The organism is Microbacterium sp. 05N427 (assembly GCF_056397105.1).
The window spans coordinates 146,136-172,891 of the sequence record NZ_JBFTMT010000011.1; the positions used below are offsets into that span (position 1 = coordinate 146,136).

18 protein-coding genes are annotated in these 26,756 nt (G+C 68.1%); 8 read left to right on the forward strand and 10 right to left on the reverse strand.

Features of this window, described 5'->3' with window-relative positions; all coding sequences use genetic code 11:
• Nucleotides 1–96 precede the first annotated feature (96 nt).
• The 6 genes from AC1DG4_RS13015 to AC1DG4_RS13040 are packed head-to-tail and all read right to left on the reverse strand — an operon-like array spanning nt 97 to nt 8,414.
• Nucleotides 97–777 (reverse strand): response regulator, encoded by a 681-nt coding sequence (locus AC1DG4_RS13015; RefSeq protein WP_477381248.1) that lies wholly within the window; start codon nt 775–777, stop codon nt 97–99.
• Nucleotides 774–3,623: an ATP-binding protein gene (locus AC1DG4_RS13020; protein ID WP_477381484.1), complete on the reverse strand. Its 2,850-nt coding sequence runs from the start codon at nt 3,621–3,623 to the stop codon at nt 774–776. The genes AC1DG4_RS13015 and AC1DG4_RS13020 overlap by 4 nt, the downstream gene beginning before the upstream one ends.
• 41 nt (nt 3,624–3,664) lie before the next feature.
• Nucleotides 3,665–4,306, reverse strand: a complete 642-nt coding sequence (gene kdpC / locus AC1DG4_RS13025; RefSeq protein ID WP_477381250.1) for a potassium-transporting ATPase subunit KdpC — start codon at nt 4,304–4,306, stop codon at nt 3,665–3,667.
• 15 nt (nt 4,307–4,321) lie between these two features.
• On the reverse strand, nt 4,322–6,643 hold the full coding sequence (gene kdpB / locus AC1DG4_RS13030; RefSeq protein WP_477421267.1) for a potassium-transporting ATPase subunit KdpB: 2,322 nt from the start codon (nt 6,641–6,643) through the stop codon (nt 4,322–4,324).
• Nucleotides 6,640–8,325: a potassium-transporting ATPase subunit KdpA gene (kdpA, locus tag AC1DG4_RS13035; RefSeq protein WP_477381254.1), complete on the reverse strand. Its 1,686-nt coding sequence runs from the start codon at nt 8,323–8,325 to the stop codon at nt 6,640–6,642. Before kdpA ends, kdpB begins: the two co-directional genes overlap by 4 nt.
• Nucleotides 8,325–8,414, reverse strand: a complete 90-nt coding sequence (locus AC1DG4_RS13040) for a potassium-transporting ATPase subunit F (protein WP_477381256.1) — start codon at nt 8,412–8,414, stop codon at nt 8,325–8,327. The genes kdpA and AC1DG4_RS13040 overlap by 1 nt, the downstream gene beginning before the upstream one ends.
• 294 nt (nt 8,415–8,708) lie before the next feature.
• Here AC1DG4_RS13040 and AC1DG4_RS13045 point away from each other — a divergent pair, with 294 nt between their 5' ends.
• Complete coding sequence (locus AC1DG4_RS13045) at nt 8,709–9,485, forward strand: tyrosine-protein phosphatase (RefSeq protein ID WP_477381258.1); 777 nt, start codon at nt 8,709–8,711, stop codon at nt 9,483–9,485.
• A gap of 54 nt (nt 9,486–9,539) precedes the next feature.
• Here AC1DG4_RS13045 and AC1DG4_RS13050 read toward each other — a convergent pair whose 3' ends face one another.
• The 3 genes from AC1DG4_RS13050 to AC1DG4_RS13060 form a co-directional block, all read right to left on the reverse strand.
• Nucleotides 9,540–10,175 carry a hypothetical protein gene (locus AC1DG4_RS13050; RefSeq protein WP_477381260.1) on the reverse strand — a complete coding sequence of 212 codons (636 nt, stop codon included), beginning with the start codon at nt 10,173–10,175 and terminating at the stop codon, nt 9,540–9,542.
• Between the two features lie 90 nt (nt 10,176–10,265).
• A complete protein-coding gene (locus AC1DG4_RS13055) occupies nt 10,266–11,780 on the reverse strand; it encodes an HNH endonuclease signature motif containing protein (RefSeq protein ID WP_477381262.1) in 1,515 nt (504 codons plus the stop codon).
• A 124-nt stretch (nt 11,781–11,904) separates the two neighbouring features.
• The gene (locus AC1DG4_RS13060; protein WP_477381264.1) at nt 11,905–13,986 is read right to left on the reverse strand and encodes an APC family permease; all 2,082 of its coding nucleotides are present in this window, start codon (nt 13,984–13,986) and stop codon (nt 11,905–11,907) included.
• A gap of 248 nt (nt 13,987–14,234) precedes the next feature.
• Between AC1DG4_RS13060 and AC1DG4_RS13065 the strand changes: the two genes are divergently transcribed.
• On the forward strand, nt 14,235–16,703 hold the full coding sequence (locus AC1DG4_RS13065) for a discoidin domain-containing protein (RefSeq protein ID WP_477421268.1): 2,469 nt from the start codon (nt 14,235–14,237) through the stop codon (nt 16,701–16,703).
• A gap of 65 nt (nt 16,704–16,768) precedes the next feature.
• Here AC1DG4_RS13065 and AC1DG4_RS13070 read toward each other — a convergent pair whose 3' ends face one another.
• On the reverse strand, nt 16,769–17,935 hold the full coding sequence (locus AC1DG4_RS13070) for an ROK family transcriptional regulator (protein WP_477381268.1): 1,167 nt from the start codon (nt 17,933–17,935) through the stop codon (nt 16,769–16,771).
• Nucleotides 17,936–18,017: 82 nt separating this feature from the next.
• On the opposite strand from AC1DG4_RS13070, the gene AC1DG4_RS13075 reads away from it, so the two are divergent.
• The 6 genes from AC1DG4_RS13075 (at nt 18,018) to AC1DG4_RS13100 (ending at nt 26,658) form a co-directional block, all read left to right on the forward strand.
• Nucleotides 18,018–19,262 carry a Gfo/Idh/MocA family protein gene (locus tag AC1DG4_RS13075; protein ID WP_477381270.1) on the forward strand — a complete coding sequence of 415 codons (1,245 nt, stop codon included), beginning with the start codon at nt 18,018–18,020 and terminating at the stop codon, nt 19,260–19,262.
• 17 nt (nt 19,263–19,279) lie between these two features.
• Entirely contained in the window at nt 19,280–21,055 is a 1,776-nt protein-coding gene (locus AC1DG4_RS13080) for a glycoside hydrolase family 35 protein (protein ID WP_477381486.1), read from the forward strand.
• A gap of 109 nt (nt 21,056–21,164) precedes the next feature.
• Entirely contained in the window at nt 21,165–22,475 is a 1,311-nt protein-coding gene (locus AC1DG4_RS13085) for an ABC transporter substrate-binding protein (protein WP_477421269.1), read from the forward strand.
• Between the two features lie 2 nt (nt 22,476–22,477).
• Nucleotides 22,478–23,356: a carbohydrate ABC transporter permease gene (locus AC1DG4_RS13090; protein ID WP_477421270.1), complete on the forward strand. Its 879-nt coding sequence runs from the start codon at nt 22,478–22,480 to the stop codon at nt 23,354–23,356.
• A gap of 83 nt (nt 23,357–23,439) precedes the next feature.
• Nucleotides 23,440–24,279 (forward strand): carbohydrate ABC transporter permease, encoded by an 840-nt coding sequence (locus AC1DG4_RS13095; protein ID WP_477381275.1) that lies wholly within the window; start codon nt 23,440–23,442, stop codon nt 24,277–24,279.
• Nucleotides 24,280–24,699: 420 nt separating this feature from the next.
• Nucleotides 24,700–26,658, forward strand: coding sequence for an alpha-N-acetylglucosaminidase (locus tag AC1DG4_RS13100; RefSeq protein WP_477381488.1), 1,959 nt, complete (start codon nt 24,700–24,702; stop codon nt 26,656–26,658).
• The last annotated feature ends 98 nt before the right edge of the window (nt 26,659–26,756 follow it).

The following is a 26,756-nucleotide window of genomic DNA, read 5'->3' on the forward strand; positions in this document are numbered from 1 at the left end:
CGCTGCGCTCGCTCAGGAACCGTCCGGTCCCTGAGCGAGGAGCGCAGCGACGAGACGAAGGGCGTCTCGGCGCGCTCGCTCAGCGACCAGACGGCGTCAGGCCGGGTCCAGAACCAGGCGGTAGCCCATGCCCTGCTCGGTGAGCAGGTGCTCGGGGGCGCTGGGGGTGCGCTCGAGCTTCTTGCGCAGCTGCGACAGGTACAGCCGCAGGTAGCCGGTGTCGGTGATCTGCTCGGTGCCCCAGATCTCGCGCAGCAGCTCCTGCCGCGTCACGAGCGCGCCGGGGTGCCGGGCCAGGTGCTCCAGGATCTGCCACTCCGTCGGCGTGAGGTGCACGCGGGATCCGCCGCGTGTCACGGCCTTGGCCGCCAGATCCACCTCCACCTCGCCGAACGCGACGGACGACTCCGCGGGCGTCCCGCCGCGGCGGCGGGCGAGGGCGCGTAGCCGCGCGAGCAGCTCGTCGATCTGGAACGGCTTCGTGACGTAGTCGTCGGCACCCGCGTCGAGCGCCTCGACCTTGTCGGCGGATCCGGTCCGTCCCGACACGACCAGGATCGGCACGTCGCTCCAGCCGCGCAGCGCCTCGATCACGGCGATCCCGTCGAGCTTCGGCATGCCGAGGTCGAGCAGCACGATCTCGGGGTGCGCCTGAGCGGCCATCGCGATCGCGGCGGCGCCGTCGGGAGCCGCGATCACGTCGTAGCCGTGCGCGGCGAGCGTGATCCGCAGGGCGCGCACGAGCTGCGGGTCGTCGTCGGCGACGAGCAGTTTCATCGCGGGTCCTCCTCGGTGGGCATTCTCAGGGGGTTCCCGTCGCGAAAGGTGTCGCTTTCCGACCCGGATACCGACAGGTTTCGCGACGGGAGCGAGAAGGGGAACTCGGAATCGGTCAGCGGATCCGCCTCCGCCAGCGGCAGCGACACCACCATCGTGAGGCCGCCGCCCGGGGTGTCCTCGGCCGTCAGCGTACCGCCCATGCCCTCGGTGAAACCCCGGGACAGGGCCAGGCCCAGGCCGAGACCGGTCGTGTTGTCGGTGTCGCCGTGCCGCTGGAACGGCAGGAACGCGCTCTCGCGCTGATCCTCGGGGATCCCTTCGCCGCGATCCGCCACGCGGATCTCCGCACGCTCGCCGAGACGGCTCGTCGACACGATCACCCGGCAGTCCGCGGGCGAGTGCCGCACGGCGTTGGTGAGCAGGTTCACGAGCACGCGCTGCAGAAGCACCGGATCCGCGCGCAGCGGCGGCAGCGCCGGATCCAGGGCGAGTTCGACGTCGGCGGGTCCGAGCGACAGCTCGTCGAGCGCTGCGACCACGCCGCCGGCCGCGTCCACCCGGTCCAGAGACACCGCCAGCACCCCGGCCTGCACGCGGCTGACGTCGAGCAGGTCGGTGACCAGGCGCGACAAGGTGGCGAGGCTCTCGTCGGCGGTCTCGACGAGTTCGGCGCGGTCCTCCGCCGACAGGCGATGCGCGCTGCGGAGCCCGCCGACCGCGGCGACGGCCGCGGCGAGCGGCCGGCGCAGGTCGTGACTGAGCGCGGAGAGCAGGGCGCTTCGGACCTGGTCTGTCTCGGCGAGCACCGCGGCCTGGCTCGCGGTCTCGCGCAGATCGGTGTGCTCGATCGCCGCGGCGAGCTGGGCGACGATCGCGTCGAGCAGGCGACGGCCGGCGGCGTCGAGATCGCCCCCGTGCAGCTCGAGGACCGCACGCGGCCGGCCATCGACGCCGACCCCGACCGGTACGGTCTCGACGCGCGCCGCCTGTGCCGCCGCCGCGTCCGCCGCATCCGCCGCATCCGCCCCGAACGTCGGCGCTGACCGCGAGACCGAACCCCTGTCCCGAAACGGTGCATCGCGTCGTCGGTCTCGGGACGGAGGTTCGGTCTCGCGGCCACCCGGGCGGTCATCCGGGCGGTCAGCCGGGCGGTCAGCCGGATCCGCTCCGCCCGCTCCGCCACCGCCGAGCGGTTCGCCGTCGGCGGCGATGACCGTGCCGTCGGGGGAGAGCAGCCGGATGCCGCTCAGCCCGAACGCCTCGCGCGCTCGGGCGACGAGAGCCGTGGGGGCGCTGTCGCCGCGCAGCACGTTGCCCGCCACGGCGGCGAGCAGCTCGGCCTCTCCGGCCGCGCGCTGGGCGGCGCGGGCTCGCCGGGCGGCCTGGTCCACGACGATGCTCACGAGCACGGCGATCACGACGTAGAGCGCGAGGGCGAGGGCGTGCAGCGGATCCGCGATCGTGACGGTGAACAGCGGTTCCACGAAGAGGAAGTCGAGGGTGAATCCGCTCAGCACGGCCGCGAACAGCGCGGGCCGCAGGCCGCCGATGAGTGCGACCACCACGACCAGCAACTGATAGCTGAGCACATCGGTGGTGATGGATCCGGGCGCCTTGAGCGCGAACAGCAGCCAGGACAGCAGCGGCCCGCCGACCAGTGCCACGGCGAAGCCGATGAGCTGTCGCCGCCAGCCCAGGGCCCCGCCGCTGATCGAGGGGAGCGGTCCGCGCCGGCCCGCCGCGGCATGGGTGACGATGTGCACGTCGATGTCGCCCGAGCGGCGGATGATCTCCGCGCCGATGCCCGGTCCGGTGAGCGCCGCGGAGAGACGGGAGCGCCGGCTCACGCCGATCACGAGCTGGCTCGCGTCGACGGACTGCGCGAACTCGACCAGCGTTCCAGGCACGTCGTCGCCCACGAGCTGGTGGTAGCTGCCGCCGAGCGATTCCACCAGGCCGCGCTGGGCGCTGAGCGCGCCGGGACGGTCGCCGCGCAGGCCGTCCTGCGTCGTGACATGCACGGCCAGCAGCTCGCCGCCCGCCGAACGCGCGGCGATCCTCGCGCCGCGGCGCAGCAGCGTCTCTCCCTCCGGGCCGCCGGTGAGGGCGACCACCACGCGCTCGCGGGCCTGCCAGGCGCTGTCGATACCGTGCTGGGTGCGATAGCTGCGCAGTGCGCTGTCCACCTCGTCGGCCAGCCACAGCAGTGCCAGCTCGCGGAGGGCGGTGAGGTTGCCGAGGCGGAAGTAGTTCGACAGCGCGGCGTCGATCCGCTCCGCGGGGTACACCTGGCCCGCCGAGAGGCGGTCGCGCAGGGTCTGCGGGGCGAGGTCCACGACCTCCACCTCGTCGGCGCCGCGGATCACCGCGTCCGGCACGGTCTCCTGCTGCACGACGCCGGTGATCTTCTCGACCACGGCGTTGAGCGACTCGATGTGCTGCACGTTCACGGTCGTGATGACGTCGATGCCCGCGTCCAGCAGCTCTTGCACGTCCTGCCAGCGTTTGGCGTTGCGGGATCCGGGGGCGTTGGTGTGCGCCATCTCGTCGATCAGGGCGAGCTCCGGCCGACGTGCGAGCACCGCGTCGATGTCGAGCTCGTCGAGCTGCACCTCGCGGTGCGACACGGTCCGGCGCGCCACCTGCTCGATGCCCCGGGTCTGCGCGAGCGTCGCATCGCGGCCGTGCGTCTCCACGATCCCGATCACCACATCACGCCCGGCCTCGGCGAGACGGTGCCCTTCGCTGAGCATCTCGTAGGTCTTGCCCACGCCGGGTGCCGCGCCGAGCAGCACGCGCAGCCGGCCGCGGGCTCCGGATCCGCCCTCGCGCCTCGCGCCCATCATCGCCTCGCTCACTGCACGTGCCTTCTCGTCGCCGCGTCTCACCGCTGCAGGGCGTCGAGGGCCTGGTTCAGCGCGAGCACGTTCACCCGCTCCTCACCGAGGAAGCCCGCATCGCGCGTTTGAATCCTAGACTCCACCAGCGTGCGCACCGCGGACGCGTCCAGGCCGCGCGCCTCGGCGACCCGGTTCACCTGGAGCAGCGCGTACGCCGGGCTGATGTGCGGATCGAGCCCCGAGGCCGACGCGGTGACGGCGTCGGCGGGGACCGCGGACTCTGCGACGTGCTCGCGGGCCGCGGTGGCTGCACGGCGGTCGGCGATCGCCTTCACGAGGTCGGGATTGTTCGGGCCGAGGTTGCTGCCTCCCGAGGCTGTGGGGTCGTAGCCCTTCTCGCCCGCCGCGGACGGGCGGGGCTGGAAGTACTGCGGCAGCGCATCGCCCTTCGCATCGGTGAAGGACTGCCCGATGAGGGCGCTGCCGGCCGGAGCCTCGCCGCCGGTCCAGCCGCCGGTGGCGCTCCCCTTCGCGTCGACGAGGGATCCGTTCGACTGCCAGGGGAGCGCGAGCTGGCCGATGCCGGTGAGGGCGAGCGTGTAGCCGACGCCGAGGACGAGGGTGAGCACGAGCATCGCGCGGACGGCGACGCCGGTGAGGCGGACGGTGCCGCGGAGATTCGACATGGTGTGCCTTTCAGATCAGAAGCCGGGGAGGAGGGCGACGACGAGGTCGATGAGCTTGATGCCGACGAACGGGGCGATGACGCCGCCCACGCCGTAGATCAGCAGGTTGCGCTGCAGGATCTGCGAGGCGCTCGCCGGCCGGTAGGTCACGCCACGCAGGGCGAGCGGGATGAGGAAGACGATGACGATCGCGTTGAAGATGATCGCGCTCGTCACCGCGGACGCCGGCGAGTGCAGCTGCATGATGTTGAGCGCCGCGAGCCCCGGGAACGCACCCATGAACATCGCAGGGATGATCGCGAAGTACTTGGCGATGTCGTTCGCGAGCGAGAACGTGGTGAGCGCGCCGCGGGTGATGAGCAGCTGCTTGCCGATCCTCACGATGTCGATGAGCTTGGTCGGATCCGAGTCGAGATCGACCATGTTCCCGGCTTCCTTGGCGGCGGAGGTGCCGGTGTTCATCGCGACGCCGACGTCGGCCTGGGCGAGCGCGGGGGCGTCATTGGTGCCGTCTCCGGTCATCGCGACGAGGCGCCCGCCCTCCTGCTCCCGGCGGATGAGGGCGAGCTTGTCCTCCGGCGTGGCTTCGGCGAGGTAGTCGTCGACACCGGCCTCGGCGGCGATCGCCTTCGCCGTGAGCGGGTTGTCGCCCGTGATCATCACGGTGCGGATGCCCATGCTGCGCAGCTCCCGGAACCGCTCGGACAAGCCCTCCTTGACCACGTCCTTGAGGTGCACGACGCCGAGGATCCGGGCGCCGGTCGATGCGCCCGCGACGGCTACGACGAGCGGGGTGCCGCCGGAAGCGGCGATCTCGTCGGCGAACCGCGCCGCCTCTTCCGCCCCCGTCGATGGGCGTCCTTCGTCTCGCTCCGCTCGCTCAGGAACCGGGGAGTCAGGAACCGGGGAATCAGGAACCGGGGAGTCAGGAACCGGGGAATCCGGTCCCTGAACGAGCCGCAGGCGAGACGAAGGGGCATCCCCGATCCAGCCGCGGATGGCGGATCCTGCGCCCTTGCGGATCTGCGATCCGTCGGCCAGATCCACACCGCTCATGCGCGTCTGCGCCGTGAAGGGCACGGTCTCCGCGCCCTCGGGGGCGGCGGCGGTGATGCCGCGTGCGGCGGCGAGCTCGACGATCGAGGCGCCCTCGGGCGTGGGGTCGGCGAGCGAGGACAGCGCTGCGGCGTGCAGCAGCTCCTCCACGGACACTCCCGCGACCGGCCGCACATCGGTGGCACGACGGTTGCCGTAGGTGATCGTGCCCGTCTTGTCGAGCAGCAGCGTGGTGACGTCGCCGGCGGCCTCGACCGCGCGGCCGGACATCGCGAGCACGTTGCGCTGCACGAGCCGGTCCATGCYGGCGATGCCGATCGCCGAGAGCAGCGCGCCGATCGTGGTCGGGATGAGGCACACGAGCAGGGCGATCAGCACGGGGATGCTCACCGGGGACGCCGAGTACGACGCGATCGGGTTGAGCGCCAGCACGACCACGAGGAACACGATCGAGAGGCTCGCGAGCAGGATGTTGAGCGCGATCTCGTTGGGGGTGCGCTGCCGGTCGGCGCCTTCGACGAGGGCGATCATGCGGTCGACGAAGGTCTCGCCGGGCTTCGAGGTGATCCGCACCACGATCCGGTCCGACAGCACACGCGTGCCGCCGGTCACGGCGCTGCGGTCGCCGCCCGATTCGCGCACCACGGGTGCGCTCTCTCCGGTGATCGCCGACTCGTCGACGGTCGCGATGCCGGCGATGATGTCGCCGTCGCCGGGGATCGGCTCGCCCGCGACCACCACGACGACGTCGTCGCGGCGCAGATCGGAGGAGGAGACCTCCTCGCACGCCGCGTGTTCCGCGGACGGATCGGCCGCGGCATCGTAGCCGGTGACGCGTCGGGCCATCGTGCTCGTGCGCGTCTTGCGGAGGGTGGCGGCCTGCGCCTTGCCGCGGCCCTCCGCGACCGACTCCGCGACGTTCGCGAACAGCACGGTGAGCCACAGCCAGACCGCGATCGACCAGGTGAAGCCGTTCGGCACCGGCGTGCCGCCGGACTCCGCGGCGCCGGATCCGAGGAACGGCTCGGCGATGGCCAGCACGGTCGTGAGCGCCGCCCCGGCCCAGACCAGCAGGATCACGGGGTTGCGCAGCAGCATCGCAGGGTTGAGCCGGCGCAGCGCGCCAGGGAGCGCCTGCACGAGCTGGCTCCACCCGAACGCGCGCTGCGGGCGCGTCGGGGGTTCGCCCTTCGTCTCGTCGTTGTGCTCCGGCTCCTGAGCGAGCGGGGGGAGACGAAGGGCGCTCGGGATCCGAGTGGATGAGTGGCGATCGATGGTCATCGGACGAGTCCTTCTGCGAGCGGCCCGAGCGTGAGCACGGGGAAGTAGGTGAGGGCGGTGACCACGACGGAGACCGCGATGAGGAGCCCGACGAACTGCGGGCGGTGCGTGGGCAGCGTTCCCGCCGTCTCCGGCACGCGCTGCTGCTGGGCCAGGGACCCGGCGAGGGCCAGGACGAACACGATCGGGATGAACCTGCCGAGCAGCATCGCGACGCCGAGGGCGGTGTTCAGCCAGGGGGTGTTCGCGGTGAGGCCGGCGAAGGCGGATCCGTTGTTGTTCGCGGCCGACGTGAAGGCGTACAGCACCTCGCTGAGTCCGTGCGGGCCGGGATTGAGGATGCTCGTCTTCTCGATGTCCGCCCGGATGGCCGGAATCGCGAAGCTCAGCGCGGTGCCGGCCAGCACGAGGGTCGGAGTGACCAGGATGTAGAGGCTGGCGAGCTTGATCTCGCGGGGGCCGAGGCGCTTGCCGAGGTACTCCGGGGTGCGGCCGACCAGCAGCCCGCCCACGAACACGGCGATCACGGCGAGGATGAGCATGCCGTAGAGGCCCGATCCGACGCCGCCGGGGGCGACCTCGCCGAGCATCATGTTGAGCATCGGCATCATGCCGCCGAGGGCCGTGTAGGAGTCGTGCATCGAGTTCACGGCACCGGTCGAGGTGAGCGTGGACGCGGTGCCGAAGAGGGTGGATCCGAGGATCCCGAAGCGCTGCTCCTTGCCCTCCATCGCGGCCCCGGCCAACTGCGGAGCGGCGCCCTGGCCGCTCACCTCGAAGGCGCTCAGCGCGACCAGCGAGGCGAGGAAGATCGTGCCCATCACGGCGGCGATCGCGTACCCCTGACGGTGGTCGCCGACGATCCGTCCGAACGTGCGCGGCAGCGCGAACGGGATCGCCAGGATCAGGAGGATCTCGAGGAGGTTGGTCCACGCGGTCGGGTTCTCGAAGGGGTGCGCGGAGTTCGCGTTGTAGAAGCCGCCGCCGTTCGTGCCGAGGAGCTTGATGGCCTCCTGCGAGGCGACGGGACCGCCCGGGATCGACTGCGCGGCACCCGCGACCGTGTGCACGTCGGTGAAGCCGGAGAGGTTCTGCGCCACTCCGCCCGCGATGAGCGCGAGCGCCGAGAGCACGGCGAGCGGTAGCAGCAGCCGGATCAGGCCGCGGATGAGATCGACCCAGAAGTTGCCGATCGTCGCGCTGCCCCGGCGGGCGAAGCCGCGGACGAGCGCGATCGCGATCGCGATCCCGACCGCCGCCGAGGTGAAGTTCTGCACGGCGAGGCCGGCGAGTTGCACGAGGTGGCCCATGGTCTGCTCGGGCGAGTACGACTGCCAGTTGGTGTTGGCGACGAATGAGGCCGCGGTGTTGAAGGCCAGTCCCTCCGGCACCGCGGGCAGGCCGAGCGAGAGCGGCAGGACCTGCTGCGCGCGCTGCAGCAGGTAGAGCAGCAGCAGGCCGACCACGGAGAACGCGAGCACGCTGCGGGCGTATGCGCGCCAGGTCTGCTCGGAGGAGGCGTCCACGCCGATCAGGCGGTAGACGACGCGCTCCACGCGCAGGTCCTTGGCGTCGGTGTAGACGCGGGCGATGTAGTCGCCGAGCGGGCGGTACAGCAGCACGAGGACAGCGATGAGGGTGGCGGCCTGCAGCACGCCGAGCCAGATGTCCGCGGCGCCCATCAGAACTTCTCCGGGGCGACGAGGGCCACCACGAGGTAGCCGATCGCGGCGACCGCGAGGACGGCGGCGATGATCTCGAAGACGATCACAGCTTCTCCGCCCCCTTCGCGATCAGTGCGACGAGGGCGAACAGCGCGAGCGTGAGAGCCACGTAGATGATGTCGAGCACGGATCCGATCGAACCGGTCGGATCGGCCTCCGAACGGCTTCCTCACGGTTTCCGTGCGGGTGCCGCGCGGATCCTCACACGCTGTACACGTCTGGCGGCCGCACACGCCTGCACGCCGAGATCACCGGAGATGCCAGGATCGGAGGAGGACGGAGCCGTCCGGCCGCGCCTGCGGTCGCCGGAACCGCCGTCCCATCGTGAATGGAGTCCCCCGATGACCTCAACCGCCGTGTTCTCCGCCGAGCCGCTTCCGGTCGCCGGCACGGTGAACTTCCGCGCGGCAGTGGCGGGATCCGCGGCGGTGCGCCCCGGAGTGCTCTTCCGATCCGACGGGCTCGGCTCGCTCGGCCCGGAGGGACGACGCGCGCTCGCCGGCCTGGGCATCGCGCGGATCATCGACCTGCGCTCTGCTGAGGAGGCGGCGGATGCGCCAGACGACGTCGAGGGCACCGGGATCGAGGTCGTGCACGTGCCGATCATGGCCGGATCCCTGCGCGGCTTCATGGCGCAGCTCTCCGACGGTGAGGGGCCGTCGCTGTCGGCGCTCTATGTCACCATGCTGCGCGACGGCGGCGCCGCGTTCGCGCGCGTGCTCTCGCTGGTCGCCGAGGGCGGCCCGACGGTGATCCACTGCACGGCGGGCAAGGACCGCACAGGACTCGCCGTGGCGCTCGCACTGCTGGCGATCGGCGTCGACGTCGACGATGTGGTCGCGGACTACGCGCGCACCGAGGGGAACCTCGCAGGGGAGTGGGTCGACGCCATGGCGGGGCGGCTCGCGTCGTACGGCGTGCCGTTCGAAGGCCCGATCCGCGAGCTCGTCTCAGGAAGCCCGGCCGGAGCGCTCCGCGGTGCGCTCGACGAGGTGGTGCTGGCCGACGGATCCGCCGACGCCTATCTCGACCGGATCGGCGTCGATGACGAGCTGCGCTCGCTGTTGAGGGCGGTGCTCTCGACGGCGCCGATCGCGGCGGAGGTGCCGACCCGCTGATCCCTCACGACAAGAGGGGTGCGATGCGCTTCCCGGCGCGTGCGGCGGCCCGTGTCAGAAGTGCATCTGCTTCAGCGCGCCGTACTTGATGAGGATCTCCTGCAGGTCCGGATCGTCGTCGAGGGACTCGAACCGGATCGTCTTCGCCGCCCCGTCCGCGAGCATGATGTCGGGCCCGTTCGAGAGGAGCAGTTTCTCCCATGGCGCCGACCACACGAGATCCTCTGCGGCATCGACGGCGCGGACCCCGGTGGCATCGAGCTCGACGCCCGCCACCTTGTCGGTGCCCTTCACGGAGAAGCGCGCAGGGAACTCGCTGCCCTCCCACTCCCGGAAGTACACCGAGAGGCCGAGCTTCGCCTGTGGCCACCCGGCGCGCAGGCTCCGCGCGATCCGCGAGACATGGACCTCCTGCTCGATGCGGTCGCCATCGGCCCCTGCCCGGGCCAGCACGAGACTGCTGCCGACGGGATACCTGAGCCGGAACAACTCCTCCTGACGCTTGTCGGAGGCGTCGAGGTCGGAGCTCTCCAGGAACGGCTGGTCGCCGATCCACACCTGGCGCACGGTGAAGGTGTGCTGCGTCGCCGCGCGTTTCCGCCGGGAGCTCAGCACCCCGAAGACGACGATGGCGACGAGTACCAGCACGCCCGCGCCGAGGAAGATCAGGATCCCAGTGTCATCGTCCACGACGGAAGGATACCGTGACTGAAGCCCCGTTCAGTCATCCCCTTGTCGTGCGCCATCCTCAGTTGGATCGCCGCGCTCCGGTCCGATCTGTCATCCGCCAGGTGGTGCGAGGGCCGCCGCGAGCTCGCGTCTGACGCGGTCGCCGCCTCGGGTGCGGGGGCGGTGCCAGGTGCTGTGGGGGTCCCACCAGTGGGGTCCGTGGATTTCGGGGACGCCGTGGTTCATCCGGATGCGCCATCCGGAGGTGTCGAGGGTGCGGTGGTGGTGCCAGCAGAGGGCGACGCCGTTGCTGGTGTGGGTGGGTCCGCCGTCGGCCCATTCGGTGACGTGGTGGATCTCGCACCAGGTTGCGGGGATGTGGCAGCCGGGGATCAGGCATTCTCGGTCGCGGAGGATGATCGCGCGGCGTTGGACGGCGTTGAAGATGCGGGCGGTGGTGCCGATCGAGACGATCTGCCCGTGTTCGTCGAACAGGACCCGTTGGATCCCGCCCGCACAGGCCGTGCGCCGCGCGACGGTCAGCGGGACATGCCATCCGGTGCCCTCGACCGTGGCGCGTCCGGTCCCGTCGAGGTAGTCCTGCGCCGTGACCGACACGACCAGGGTGGGGGCCGCCCCGCCGAGGGTCGGGAACTCGCCGGTGGAGGCGGCGACGGTGAGGATGCTGGCGAATGCGTCGTGGCGTTTCTGGCTCGGGGTCCGCGGATCGGGCGGGTCCGGCAACTCGTCCGGATCGGGATCCGGTGATTCAGAGTCGGGGCCGTGCCCGTGGTCGGGGCCGTGCTCGCCGTCGACGAAGCTGACGCGCGATGGCTCCACGTCTGGCACCGGCTCGGTCTTCGGATTGAGGAGCGCATCGAGGAGGCGTTGCAGCTGCCCGGCCACATCCGGCAGCAACCCGCCCGACACGGGGATCACCCCGTCCCGGATCCGCCCCAGGGTGAGTCCACGCTTGCGGTGCGCGACCGCGTCGGCCGGCTCGGCCCCGTCCGGGTCCAGCACCAGCACGATGTGCGCCGCGAGCGCGGCGAGCTCGTCCGTCGTCGGCACCGGGCCGGCGCGGCCGGTGTCGTCGGCGAGGTCCAGACCGCGGGCCGCGTCCGCGAGCACCCTGTCTGCTCGGGCGAGATCGGCCGATCCGACCCGAGGCGCGGCCCGCTCCAGAGGGGTCGTTGCGGCGAGCAGCCCGGTCAGTGACAGCTCCCCGTCCTGCAGCGCCTCCGCCAGCGCACCGAACCTCGCCGGGAGCAGCTCCCCCGTGCACACCGCCCGCTCCTGATGCACGGCCCGCGACGCGGCCGCATACCGGCGTGCCGTGCCGATGTCCACCCGCAGCGCCCGCCGCAGCAACTCCGTCACATCCCTGCACCCCGCGACGGCGGAGACGCGTTCGTCTGCGAGACCGCCGTCCCGATCCGCGATCTCCCCGACCGTGGTCGTGATCACGGCGTCCAGATGCCGTTGGATCCGGCCCGCTGCCTGCAGCAACTCCACCAGCTCGGCCTGGTTCATCCCACCGAACCGCGCACCCAGCTCACCCGACGCGCACACCTTGGACAGGAGCAGGTCMACCTGCTCCAGAACCGGGGTCGCGGTCGATGTCATGCCTCCATTCAACCCCGGGCCACCGACATTCAACCCCCAGATCAGAGGCTGAATTCAAACGGTGCAAAACTCTCCGAGAAGGCGACCTGTGGAGGACGAAGGGGCACCGCCGCTCTGCCGGCGCTCAGTCCTTCTCGGGCGGGCCTGCGGGACGCTGCACGCGGCGTCCGGCCTGCGCATGCGCGTCGCCGTAGAGCGGGCGACCGCTGCGCTGCTGGCCGGGCACCGGCCGGGAGCGGCGGCCGTAGATGAGCTCGGAGGAGTCGAGCAGCCACGGCACGAGCGTGATCGTGACGCCGTGCACCATCATCAGCTGGTTGGCCACGCGACGTGCACGACGGTTGTGCAGGATCGATTCCCACCAGTGYCCGACGATGTACTGCGGCAGGTACACCGTGACCACCGCGGGGCCGTGCTTCTGTCGGTACTTGCTGATGTAGGCCTCGACCGGTGCCGCGTAGTGGCGGAACGGCGACTCCACGATCACGAGAGGGATCGGGATCCGGTGCTGCTGCCAGTCCTTCTGCAGCTGCACGCCATCCTCCGGATTGGCGGCGACGTGCAGCGCGATCGTCTTCTGGTGCTTGGCGGCGATGGCGTAGTCGATCGCCTTGATCACGGGCTTCTGCAGCCGGTTGACGAGGATGATCGCGACGTCGCCCTCGGATCCGAAGTGGGTCGTGTCGTCGATCGAGATCTCGTGCTCGACGTCGCGGTAGTAGCGCTTCACGCCCATCATCAGCACGGCGAGGATCGGGATCGCGATGAACACCATCCACGCGCCGTGCGTGAACTTGGTGACCGTGACGATCACGAGCACCGCGATGGTCAGCGTGGCGCCGAGCGAGTTGATCGCCAGCCCCGTGTAGGCGGTGCGCCGTGCCTGCGCCGCGACCTCCGCGTTCTGGCTCCGGGCGTTGCGGAGCAGTGTCCTCCAGTGCCGCACCATGCCGACCTGGCCGAGCGAGAACGACACGAACACGCCGATGATGTACAGCTGGATGAGGCTGGTCAGGTTCGCCTGGAACAGCACCAGCACGCCGATCGCGGCGATGCCGAGCAGGATCATTCCGTTCGAGAACACCAGCCGGTCACCGCGGGTGTTCAGCGCCTTGGGGGCGTAGCCGTCGCGGGCCAGCACGGCGCCGAGCAGCGGGAAGCCGTTGAACGCGGTGTTGGCGGCGAGCAGTAGGACGCAGGCCGTGGCGGCCTGGATGATGAAGAAGGGCAGCGATCCTCCGCCGAACACCGCGGATGCCACCTGCGCCATGAGCGATTGCTGCGGCTGGCCGCAGACGTATCCGACGAGGTCGCGGCAGGGATCCTCCGCGTAGTGCACCTGCGTGATCAGTCCGAGCGCGGTGAGGCCGGTGAACAGCACGATCGCGATCCCGCCCATCATCGCGAGCGTCGCCTGGGCGTTGCGGATCTTCGGGATCCGGAACGCCTGCACGCCGTTCGAGACGGCCTCGACGCCGGTCAGGGCGGAACAGCCGCTGGAGAACGCCCGCAGCACGAGAAGGATGACCGCCGCGTTCGCGAGCTGGTCGCCGTGCATCGTGTACTGCGCGCTCTCGGCGATCGGGGCGTCGCCGAGGAACGTGCGCACCAGCCCCGTGACGATCATGACGGCGACGGATCCGACGAACACGTACGTGGGGATCGCGAAGAAGGTCGACGCCTCGCGCACGCCGCGCAGGTTCACGACGACGATGAGGATGACGAAGCCGACCGCGAGCTCCACGCGCCACGGGTTCAGCTGCGGCACGGCCGAGATGATGTTGTCCACGCCGGAGGCGATCGACACCGACACCGTCAGGATGTAGTCGACCAGGAGCGCGGCGGCCACGACGACAGCAGGGATCTCGCCGAGGTTCTTCGAGGCGACCTCGTAGTCGCCGCCGCCCGAGGGGTAGGCCTGGATGAGCTTGCGATAGCTCAGCACGATCACGATCAGCAGCAGCACGACCGCCGCGGCGACCCACGGGGCGAAGGCGAGGAACGCCAGTCCGCCGAGCCCCAGGGTCATCAGCATCTCCTGCGGGCCGTAGGCCACGGAGGAGAGCGCGTCGGATGCGAAGATCGGCAGCGCCATCCGTTTCGGGAGGAGCTGTTCGTTCGCCTTCTCTGTGCTGAGCGGTTCTCCGAGCAGGATGCGTTTGGCTACCTGCGGGGCGTCGGCGCTCTCACGGCTGTCATTTGCCACGAGCGGCAAAACTACGCCTGGAACGGGTCGGATGCAATTTCGCGCGCGGGTTGTTGCATCACTGTTCCATCACTCTTTGCCCTCGGCGGGGCCCGGGCGTGTCCGGAAGCGGTAACAGTGCGGCGCGGGAAAGCCCTCTTCCCGGTCCTCGAACCAGGGGCTGGCTATTTATGCAATGGCCTTATATATTATCTGCGATCGCACCGTCCAACGAAGGGCAGGACATGACTAATCCACGCATAAGACCGTTGACCCCGAATCGAATGGCCGCGCTGGCGGTCGCCGCGCTCCTGGCTGTCTTCGGGTCCAGCGTCATCGCTGCGGCGCCGGGGCACGCCGCCGGTGGAACTACTTATTACGTCGATGCGGGCGCTGGCAACGACGGCGCCGCCGGCACGAGCACCGGTTCACCATGGCGTTCTCTCGACAAGGTGAACGCGTCGAGCTTCGCCCCCGGCGACAGCGTTCTGTTCAAGGGCGGTTCATCCTGGACGGGAAGCCTCACGGTGACGTCGTCCGGATCGGCGGGAGCGCCGATCACGATCGGTTCGTACGGGACGGGCCGCGGCCGGATCGACGGCGCGGGCGTCGTCACCAACACCCTGACCGTGCGGAACGCGAACTACGTCACCATCCAGAACCTGGAGGTCACGAACTCGGCCTCGATGACGACGTCCACGGCCAACATCCGTCGTGGCATCTACGTCGAAGCGAAGGACATCGGCGAGGTCGACGGCATCTCGATTCTGAATAACCTGGTGCACCTCGTGGACGGGCAGGGCAAGTCGGGCGGAATCGGAGAGGGCGGCATCGCCGTGGGCGTGCGCGGGAACTCGGTGCCGACGTGGTTCTCCGGCACCCGCATCTCCGGCAACGAGGTCAGCGACGTCAACGCATACGGCATTTCGACGTTCACGACGTGGTGCGGTGGCTGCGAGATCTATTCGGGGGAGACCGGTATCCCTTCGGCGGAGGTCTCAGGGACGCGTAAGGCGTTCGCCGGTCTCACGGTGGATCAGAACTACGTTCATGACGTCACCGGAGGCGGCATCACTCCGCAGTACGCGGACAACGCTCTCGTCGAATGGAACACGGTCGACCGCGCCGCAAGCCATCAGCTGATCGGCGGTGGAGGCAACGTCGGCATCTGGTGGCAGGGCACCAAGGGCATCGTCGTGCAGTACAACACGGTTCGACGGACCGCCGCTGAGGGCATCTATTCCGACGCCGACGGACTCGCGTTCGACGCCGACATGGGCTCGCAGAACAGTGTCGTGCAGAACAACATCAGCGACAGCAACAACGGTGGTTTCTTCATGTGTCTGATCTCCGCGTATCAGAACCAGGTGCGCTACAACCTCAGTGTCAATGACAAGCGCCTCATCTTTCGATTCCTCTCCGGCTGCGGGGGCACGCGAGCTCACAACAACACGATCTGGACCTCCGCGGACCCCGGGCCCACGCTTACGTCTCCTGGTGTCAGCGGCGCGCCCAAACAGCTCGCAGGCATCGTGGCGGTGGACACGTCCGGCAACTCGATCGGCCGGGGTCAGGCGGTAGCCGACAACGTCATCTACAACCCCTCCAATGCTCCGTACAACGTCTCAGGTCAGCCGGTGACGCCTTACTCGAACAACCTCTATTGGAACGGAACCTCCTCCACGGCCCCCGCGGCGAACGACGCCGGTGCCGCCGTGGGCGACCCGCAGCTGGCCAACACAGCCGCCACGCTGCCGTCCGGCGGTTTCATCACGCCGACGCAGTTCACGGCGTACGTTGCGGCGTTCACACCCGCCGCCACGTCGCCGGCGCGCAACAAGGGCGTCTCCGAGTGGGGGCAGTCGAAGGATGCGCTCGGCGGCAAGGTGCCCGTAGGGGCCGTCGATCTCGGCGCGATCCAGCACGCCGTCGCGGCGACCGCTTCGACCGCACTCGGAACGTCCGCGGGAAGCGTCGCAAACGTCGCCGATGGGGATGTGACGACATCGTGGGCCGCTGCGAACGGCGCCACGTTCCCCGGCGATGTCACTGTGCAGTACGACGACCCCCGCACAATCGACACCATCACCCTCGCGGCGGCATTCGGCCAAGGGCAGGGTCCGACCAGCGTCGATGTCCAGACCTGGAACGGCACCGGCTGGCAGACGCAGCTCTCGAACGCGCCGATCAGTTGGTCGTCCAACAACTCGACCGTCGAGTACAAGCGTCTGATGCTGCCCGCCGCGGTGACGACCGGCCGGATCCGGGTCGTCATCAAGGCGGCCAATCTGACCTGGGGGCATGTGGCGCTCAACGAGCTGTCCGCCTCGTACCGGGGCATGGCGGCGACGAACATGGGTGAACTGTCGTCCAGCAACACCACCGCGGCACTGGTCGACGACAACCCTGCGACCTCGTGGGCATCCGAAGGGTCCGCACTCGGCTACGTGCAGATCGACGGTCCACCGGTGACGGCGACGTCGATCACGTTGAGCGCCGCCTTCGGGCAGGGGCAGGGTCCGACTCAGGTCTTCGTGCAGGCGCTGAACGGAGACACGGGCACGTGGCAGACGGTCGTTCCGACGACGGCGGTCACGTGGGCGAGCAACACGTCGACGGTCGAGACCAGGACACYGGCGTTCAGCGCGCCCTTCACCGCAACCCGATTCGAGGTCCAGTTCTCCGCCGCGAACCTCACCTGGGGTCACGTGGCGGTGAACGACATCCGGTTGCAGTAGGAGCGCCGGCACGTGCCGAAGGGGCGGGGCGCCCGCGCTCCGCCCCTTCGGCCGTCGCAGGCTGGTCAGGCGATCTGCAGCACCGTGTGGGTCAGGTGGTCGCGGCTCATGGCGACGCCCCCGAGTGCGACGGCCGATTGGCCGAGCGTGGAGGTGCGCAGCTCCACGGGGAAGAGAGTCAGAGCCGCGACAGCAGCATGAAGGGGCTCGATCAGGCGCTCGCCGAAGCGCGTGCTCCCGCCACCGATGATGACGACTTCAGGATCGAGAACGAGGCACAATGCCGCGATTCCTCGCGCGAGATCCTCCGCGAACTTCTCCAGCCTCCGAAGAGCCGCCGGGTCGTCGTCGGCGATGCCGCCCAGAGTGTCTTGTACGCGGCCGGCCGGGCCAGCCAGTCTGCGGTATGCGCTCTCCCATCGGGCCGCGGGCAATGCGCCGATCTCGCCCGCGGCGCCATGCACGCCGCGCGTGAGCCTGCCGTCGAGGATGACTCCCGCACCCACCCGATGTCCCACGAGGACGTTGACCATGCTCCGAGCGCCAACCGCGCTTCCCCACGCGAGTTCGCCGACGGTCGCCAGGTTGGCGTCGTTCTCAAAGATGACATGCATCGAGGCGAACCGCTCACGGATGCGTTCTGTGAGGCGGAACGAACGCCATTCCGGCACGACGACTGTCAGGGAGACATCGCCCCGGGCGTCGACGATCGCGGGAAGTCCCACGGTGAGCGCGATGACATCCTTCTCCGCCCTGCCGGATTCGGTCAGAGCCGCTGTGACGGCGTCGACGAGCGCGGCGAAGGCCTGTTCTCCGCTCGGGATGTCGAGGTCGGCGATCCGAGCCGTCGCAAGCACCTCGCCGCGCAAAGTCGCCGCCGTGCAGATCACTCCGTGCGGGCCGAGATCCACGCCCATGATGAGTTTCGAGCGGTCCGCGAAGGCGTAGTACTTGGCAGGTCTCCCCGCACCTCGCCCCGAAGTCTGGGGCTCGCTTTCCAGGACCCATCCCTCGCGAAGAAGCTGGGCGAGCGTCCCTTCGACAGTGGGGCGACTGAGCGCACGCGCAGCGGCGATCTCCGCCACCGAGCGAGCGCGATCGGAGTCGAACAGGAGTCTGAGCACGGCCCGTTCGTTGATCCACCGCAGGGTGGAAACTTCGCTGCCGTCTAGTTCGTGCACGAGTCTCAGTATGGCGCGGTCTTCAAGCCCAGCTACCTCGCCACGGCCCATGCCACCCCTTCCCATATTACGCAAGGCTCCTATATATTAACAGTCGGTCATGAGACCGCATACGTACGAAGCTAGGAGATGCATGTCCACCTCTGTCCGTCTCGCCGTCGTCGGTGCCGGCTCGCGTGGCACGAACTATGCGCGACTCGCAGCGCGAGCCGGTGCCATGGTGTCGTCGGTGGCCGAGCCCGATCCAGAACGCCGCAGGCTGTTCGCCGAGGAGTTCGCGCTCAGCGATGACCGCGTCTTCACCACCTGGGAGCATCTGTTGGCGTCGCCGAAAGTCGACGATGCCGTCGTCGTCGCGACCCAGGACCGCGCCCACAACGAACCCGCCGTTGCCTTCGCCGAGGCCGGCTACGACATCCTCCTGGAGAAGCCGATCGCGCCGACGGAGGAGGAGGCAGCTCAGATCGTCGCCGCCGTCGAAGCCGCAGGAGTCATCATGGCCGTTGGTCACGTCATGCGTTACAGCGACTACACGCGTGAGCTCAAGGCGCTCCTCGAGGACGGCACGATCGGAAAGATCGTATCCGTCGAGCATCTCGAACCGATCGGGTGGTGGCACTTCGCGCATTCCTACGTGCGCGGGAACTGGCGCAACGAAGCGTCATCGAGCTCCATGCTGATGGCCAAGTCGTCACATGACCTGGACTGGCTGTCCTACATCGTCGGAAGATCCGTCCGCAGGATCTCGTCTTTCGGTGGGCTGTATTGGTTCACGCCGGAGAACAAGCCCGCCCAGGCCGCGAACCGCTGCGTCGACTGCCCACTACAGAAGACCTGTGCCTATTCCGCGACGAAGATCTACGAGGGATTCCTCGATACTCCGTCCTATCAGGTCTGGCCCTTGGGCGTGCTGACGCCGAACCCCACGCGAGAGACGGTGCAGGATGCGCTCGAGAACGGACCTTACGGAGAGTGCGTCTACAACGGGCAGAACGACGTCGCAGATCACCAGGTCGTCACCCTGGAGTTCGACGACGGCGCCACCGCCTCCTTCACGGCTGTCGCGTTCACACAGCTGGAGTTCCGCAAGACCCGTGTGTTCGGTACCGCGGGTTCCATCGACGGTGACGGCCGGCACCTGACGATCGTGGACTTCGCAACGGGCGAGTCGAAGACGATCGACACCATGCCGTCCGGCGGCGCCAGCGCGGCTGACGGCCATGGCGGCGCGGACGGACGGCTTGTGGAGGCCTTCCTGCACGCGGTGTTGATGCGCGATGTGTCGGCGGTGTCATCCGTCCGCGAAAGCTTCGAGTCGCATCAGCTCGTCTGGGCTGCGGAGCGGGCGCGTGAGCGGGGCGAGGTCGTGTCGCTGTGAGCGCTTCGAACGGGCGCATGCCTCCCACGGGATGGATCGATCAAGAGCGCGTACTGTCGGGCGCGATGCACTACTTCCGCGTCCACCCGGCGCTGTGGGCCGACCGGTTGGGAAGGCTGGCGGCGATGGGTGCCACGCACGTGGAGACGTACGTGCCGTGGAACTTCCACGAGCGTGCGCGCGGCAGGTTCGACTTCGATGGATGGCGCGACCTGACGCGCTTCATCCGCCTGGCCGAGCAGGTGGGGCTTGCCGTCATCGTGCGCCCTGGGCCGTTCATCTGCGCGGAGTGGGACAACGGCGGCCTGCCGACTTGGTTGCAGTACGACGGGCCGATCCCGGTGCGAACCAGCGACGCCCGGTTCCTTGGGCCGGTGGACGCCTGGTTCGATGCACTGATGCCCCAGGTAGTGCCCCTGCAGACGACTCACGGCGGGCCGATCGTGGCCGTGCAGGTCGAGAACGAGTACGGCTCGTTCGGCTCGGATCGCGGGTATCTGGAGCATCTGCGCGAGGGGCTTCGATCGCGCGGCATCGAGGTGCCGTTGTTCACCTCCGACGGGCCGACCGACCTCATGCTCGACGCGGGGACGCTCCCGGATGTGGCTGCGACGGCAAACTTCGGCAGCGCCGCGGTAGACGCTATGCGAGTGCTGGAGCGACGCCGGCCGGGAGAACCTTTCTTGTGCGCCGAATTCTGGGGCGGGTGGTTCGACCACTGGGGACGCGAGCACCATACGCGCGCGGCAGAGGATATGGCGTCGGCGATCGAGCCCCTGCTTGACGGCGGTGGATCCATCAATATCTATATGGCTCATGGAGGAACGAGCTTCGGCACGTGGCCCGGGGCGAACATCGATCAGGGTGTTTACCTTCCGACTGTCACTTCATATGACTCCGACGCCCCCATCGGCGAAGCCGGTGAGCTCACGGAGAAATTCTGGGAGCTGAGACGTCTGTTCGGATCTGCCCGAGGCGTGCGTCTGCCGGATCCGCCGCCGCTCCCGGAGCGTCAGCCGGCCCGACGTGTGCCGCTTGTGCCTGGCGCGTCTCTGCTGGCGGCTCTGCGGAGCTCCGCCATGGCCGGCGTGCGCACTTCCGAGCTGCCGCTCTCCCAGGAGCAGCTCCGCCAGCCCGCAGGGCTGACGTTGTACGAGGCGGATCTGTTGATTCCCGCGGAAGACACCACCCTCCGTGTGCTCGAACCCCGGGATCGCGCCTGGGTGTTCCTCGACGGTGCTCTGGTTCATCGCGTCGATCGCAACGTGCCGGATGAGGGCGTGCCGCTCGCCGGCACCGGTACTGTGGCGCGGCTCTCGATCGTCGTCGAGAACGAGGGAAGGGTGAACTTCGGCCGTCACGTCGGCGAAAAGAAGGGACTCCTGGGGGGAGCCTGTTTGGATGCTCACGGCGTCTCACGCCTCGTTCACGGGTGGAGCCAGTGGCCCGTGGACCTGCAATCGCTGACCGAGCTCCCGGAGATCCCGACCTCATCGACCGACGAGGCATCGGGTGTCTATCGTTCTGAGCTCGCCTGCGATCGCCCGGCCGACGCGTTCATCGCCCTCCCGGGCTGGGAGAAGGTCTACGTCTGGCTCAACGGCTTCCTCGTCGGCCGCCTCGACGCACGGGGCCCTCAGGGCACGCTGTACGCGCCTGGCGCGTTGTGGGAGAGGGGCGACAACATCGTGGAGGTGCTCTCCCTAGGGGCTCGCGGCGGCGATCTGCAGCTCGAGGAAGGCCCCCGGCTTGATACTTTCACGGACGATTTAATCGCTCGTCAACAGGGATAAAAAGAGTCTCTTGTATTAAAGAATGGCCTTATGTAATACTTCGAGTGCGAGCTCTCACCCGGATGGCTCGCACCACCCAGCACTTCACCCTCAGAGGAAGGAGCGCGCGATGAGGTTGTCGCGACGCACTGCATCATTCATGGCCATCGGCACCATCGCCCTCGCTACCGTCGCCCTTTCTGGCTGCGGCCAGAAGGTCGGCGGAGGCGATGCCGGAGAGAAGTCCGGCGGTACGGTGACGTATCTGACGGCCTGGCCGGCAGATACCCCCCAGGCGAAGATCTTCGCCCAGGCGGCGAAGGACTACACCAGCAAGACCGGTGTCAAGGTCGACATCAAGCAGCTCGGCAACGGCGGCTCGACGGCGATCATCAATGCTTCAAACTCGGGTACCGGGCCTGACATGTTCGACGACTCGCCCGACAACGCTCCGGCGTACCGCTCGGCGGGCCTGATCGCGGACCTATCCGATGTGCTGTCCTCGAAGGCTGAGGGTGAGAGCACGACGATCAAGGAGGACTACCCGAAGTCCGTGATCGATGCCGCTTCCGACAAGGACGGCCTGGCATTCATCCCGCACACCATCCTTTCCGGAGGCGTGTGGTACGACGCGGACGCTCACCCAGAGCTGGTCTCGAAGGCTCCTGCGAGCTGGGACGATCTGAAGGCGGAGTTCGCGAAGCTCAAGGAGTCCGGCAAGGTCCCGATCGCGCAGGAGGGCGGCAACGCCTCCTACAACGTGCTCTGGTTCTACTGGCTGATGCTACGCTCGCACGGTCCGGGAGCGATCTTGAACCTGAGCAAGTCGGCTGATGCGTGGAGCGATCCCGCGGTCCTCGCCGCCGCACAGGAAGTCGCATCCATCCGCCCGTATTTCCAGAGTGGATACGATGGCTCGCGCTATCCGAACGCGCAGAACGCGTGGGCTCAGGGAGACYACGTCTTCGACCTGAACGGCTCGTGGCTCGCCGGCGAGGTCAAGTCGGTCGTCCCCAGCAGCGCCAAGCTCAGCACCTTCCCGTTCCCGACCTACGGCGCTGAATCGAAGTCGGTCGAGGAACTCAACGTCCTCGGCTGGACCGTCAACGCCAAGGGCAAGAACGCCAAGGGCGCCAAGGAGTTCATCAAGTTCCTGGTGCAGAAGAAGTACATCGAGAAGATCGGTTCCGATGCGCTGAACATCCCGGCCCGCTCCGACGTCGAGGCGCCCAGCGCCCTGGCCGCCATGCAGAAGGCCGTGCTCGACAGCAGCGCGACCACCGGCTACATGGACAATGCCGCGGCCAATGCGCCGACGTGGTACAAGGACGTTCTGCTTGCGCTGGATGACCAGCTCGTCTTCGGCAAGATCACGCCCGAGGAGTTCGTCGCTCAGGGCAAGGAGAAGACCGCGGCGTACATCGCGAGCGGCACTCGGTGAGTATGACTTYTCGCAAGGGAGGACTGCGGGCCTTCATCTGGCCCGCAGTCCTCGTCTACACGCTGCTCTTCGTGGTGCCGGCGATCTACGGCGCAGCCATCAGTCTGTTCGACTGGAGCGGTATCGGAACGAAGGCCACATTCCGGGGCTTCGGCAATTACCTCTTCATCCTGACGGACGACGCCTTCCGGCAGTCCTTCATCAACACTCTGGTGCTCGCGGTCAGCGGAGGCATTCTCATCTTCCTCGTGGCATTCTGCTGCATGGCGGCACTGCGACAAATGAAGGGCCGCGGTTTCATACGCTCCGTGGTCTACCTGCCCAACATCATCTCTCCGATCGCCATCGGCGCCGCATTGAGCTTCGCTCTGGATTCGCGTGGAGCGCTGAACCAGGTGCTCTCCTGGATCGGCCTCCCGCCCCAGTCGTGGCTGGGCCCCGATCTCGTCTTCCGTTGCATCATCGCGGGTCTCGCGTGGTCCGCGGCCGGTTTCTACGTGATCCTCCTCATGTCGGCCGTCGATGGCATTCCGGAGGATCTGTATGAGGCGGCCTCCCTTGAAGGCGTCACCAAGGTGCAGGCCTTCCGGATGATCACCCTTCCTCTTTCATGGGACGTCTTCGCGACCTGCGCGGTCCTGTGGGTCATCGGTTCCCTCAAGGTCTTCGAGATCGTCCTCGCGTTCACCGGCAGCGCGAATTCGGGTGTGCCGCTCTCGGCTCGGACCGTCGCCATTCAGCAATACATGGCGTTCAACGATCCGTCCGGTCTTCCACATCTGGGCGTCGTCTCTGCGATCGGCGTGCTCATGTTCCTCCTATCCCTTGTTCTCGTGGGCCTCACCCGGCGCCTCACGAGAAGAGAGGCTCTCGAGCTGTGACTTCACATATCGCACATACTCCCTGGCACCGACCCCCAGAGTCTTGGGGGCGGAAGGTCAGTCGACTCTTCGGCGATCACATCGTGCCCTCTGTGATCAAGGCCGGTATCTGGCTCTGGGTCGCGTTCAATCTGGGCTTGCTCGCCTGGGTCCTGATGACGAGTCTGAAGTCCACCCGTGACATCCTGCTCGGCCCGTTTGCACTGCCCACGCACATCGAGTGGGAAAACTACGTCACCGCATGGGACACGGCGGGTTTCGGGCAGGCGACGCTCGTCACGCTGATCTTCGTCTTCTCCAGCCTGGTGCTGGTCATGGGATTCTCCCTCCCCGCCGCCTATGGACTTGCCCGTCGCATGGATCGCACGGCGTCGACTCTGACGGCGTACTTCGCCATGGGCATCGCTCTGCCCATGCAAACGGTGCTGATCCCTTACTTCGTCGTCAACACGAGCGTCGGACAGTTCATGACGGATTGGGTGACCGGTGCCTGGGATCCCCGGATCGGCCTGGTGGTCTTCTACTCCGCGACCGCTATTCCATGGACGGTCTTCGTCCTCACCGCCTACTTCCGCTCGCTCCCCAGCTCTCTGGAGGAGGCGGCGCAGCTGGATGGCGCCGGCCCGTGGCTGATCTTCCGCAAGATCATGCTTCCCGTGGCACGCGGACCTGTCACGACCATCGCCATCATCACGGGCCTCGGTGCCTGGAACGAGACTCTGCTCGTCTTGTTCCTCGTTCCCGACGGCGCCCAGCGAACCCTGCCCGCCGCGTTGCTGAACATGTACTACGGCCTTCAGTACACCTCGAACTGGGGTGCGCTGTTCGCCGGAGTCGTATTGCTCGTCGGCCCCATCGTCGCGGTGTTCCTCTGGCTGGGACGCCGGATCATCGAAGGCGCAACCCTCGGCGCCAACAAGTAGTAGCCGAAATCACGCGTGCGCCGACGCAGGCCTCGGGCGGCGTTTTCAGGCTTCCCGGAGCGCTCGAGCGCCGTGCGGCGGCAAAGCACGGAAGCCTGCCTGTCCCACCGTCCTGGGTCGTGGGACAGGCGACGCCATCCCCGGACTCGAGCGCGCCATCGATGGCGCGCACGGGGCAATCCATTCATGTGAAGGGCTCTGATGAATCACGACCAGCGCGCAGCGCAGCGACTCCCCGCCCTCACGGCGGGTGTCACCGCGAGTGCTCAGCAGGTTGCCCGAGATGCGTTCGACCGCGTCCTGGGCAAGGCGGCGGGCAATGTCCTGGTCGACATCGTCCCGATGTCGGAAGACGGGTTCGTCGTTTCTGCGACGGAGGGGCTTCCGCACATCACCGCCTCTTCGCCTGCGACGGCGCTGATGGGTTTGCGATCGGTTCTGGCCAAGACGGGCGAGCCTTTCGACGAGATTCTGTCCGCGGTCTCCGGGATCGGTCCGATCGCCCCTGAGACGCCGATCGTCGCAAGGGCGCGCTTGCAGCATCGGTTCTACGGCAACGACACCGAGGACTCGTACGTCGGCGCGTACCGGACCTTGGAGGACTGGGAGCGGCTGATCGATGGTCTCGTGGCGAGGGGGTTCAACGAGATCTTCGTTCCTGTAGGCATCGAGGGCGCATATGTGGATCTGCTCACGAGGTTCGGGTATTCGCGTGACGAGGCGCTCGACTGGATCCCGTTGCCATCGCATCAGCCGTGGTGGCTGCTGCAGAACATGTCGTCCTATCCCGGTGGGATGTCGGAGGAGCTGCTCGCGAAACGCGTCCAACTCGGTCGGCGGATCATCGCCCGCCTGCGTGAGCTGGGCGTGGAGCCCGTCGTGCCCGGATTCGGCGGCGTCGTTCCCCGTGACTTCGGCACCCCTGATGATGCCTTCGTGGACGTGCCGGGCAAGGACTGGCAGGGGTTCGACCGGCCTGCCTGGCTCGATCCTCGCTCCGCGCTCTTCACGGAAGCCGCGTCCGTCTTCTACGATGCTGTCGACAGGCTCCTCGGTCCCGTCGATATGTTCAAGATCGACCCGCTGCACGAAGGCGGGACGACGACGATCGACATTGCCGAGGCCGGCCGCGGCATTGAAAGGGCCATGCAGCGGGCTCGTCCTGGCGCGACGTGGGTGCTCCTGGCCTGGCAGGACAACCCGCGGAGGGAGCTTCTTGACGCGCTGGACGCGCGCAGGGTGCTGGTCGTCGACGGTGTCTCCGATCGTCATCTTGCGCTCGATCGCGAGGAGGACTTCCGCGGAGTCGACTACGCGTTCGGTGCGATCTGGAACTTCGGCGGCGACACAGCCCTCGGTGCCCAGCTTGCGACATGGAACGACCGGGTCGAGGAATGGCTGAAGGTTCCTTCATCACGACTGCGTGGGATCGCCGCGCTCCCGGAGGGGGGACTGAACAACCCGCTGGCGATGGACTTCTTCGCCTCGCTGGCGTGGCGGGACGGTCGCGTGGATGTGGACGATTGGGTGCGGCAGTGGACGATCGCGCGATACGGCCGGGCGGTTCCGGCAGCGGCCTCTGCCTGGCAGCGGATCGTTGCAACGGCGTACTCCCTCCCGGACGACAACGATTTCTCGGAACCGCATGACTCGCTGTTCGCCGCCTGGCCGTCGTTCAGTGCGTCGACGTCATCGTTGTTCTCACCGCGCACTGCGACGTACGACCTGAGCGCATTCGCCGAGGCGCTACCTTTGATGAGCGACGCCGCCGGCGACCTCGGTCGCCATCGCGCGTTCCGGTTCGACCTCGCCGACGTTGCTCGGCAGACGGTGACGAACACTGCGCGCCAACTGCTGCCTGCTATTGCCGACGCGTACGGGGCGTGCGACGGCGTGAGGTATGACGAACTCACCCGGATGTGGATCCAAGGCATGGAACTGCTCGATGCCATCGCCGGCACTGAGCCGCTCTGGCTACTCGGGCGATTTCTTGACGAGGCCCGCGCCGCAGGCAGCGACCCCGAGGAACGAGATCGCCTCGAACGCAGTCAACGATTGATCCTCAGTACCTGGGGTCCGCTGGTTCCCGCGACCACCGGTGCGCTGAGCAACTACGCCGGACGCGATTGGCAGGGTCTGATGGGTACTCTGTACCTGCCGCGCTGGCGGGAGTTCTTCACGTGGAATCATCCGGACCGGCCGAGGGCCCGTGAGATCACGGATGCGGACTGGTGGCACCGTGACCAGGGCTGGGTCGATAGCACCGACCGTGCAGGCATCCGTTCGGAGCCGTCCGGCGACATCGCCGCCCTTGCAGGCCTGGCGAGCGTGTTCATCGAGCGCGTCCAGGGGGCGCTTTCAGAGAGCGTCGCGGCTTGAGGGAGCCGATCTGCGGTTCCCAGCGCACGCCGCACCGGGAGCGACCGGGCGTTGGTGTCCGGGGTTTCGTGGGCTCGGAGCGTGCCCCAGGGTTCGCC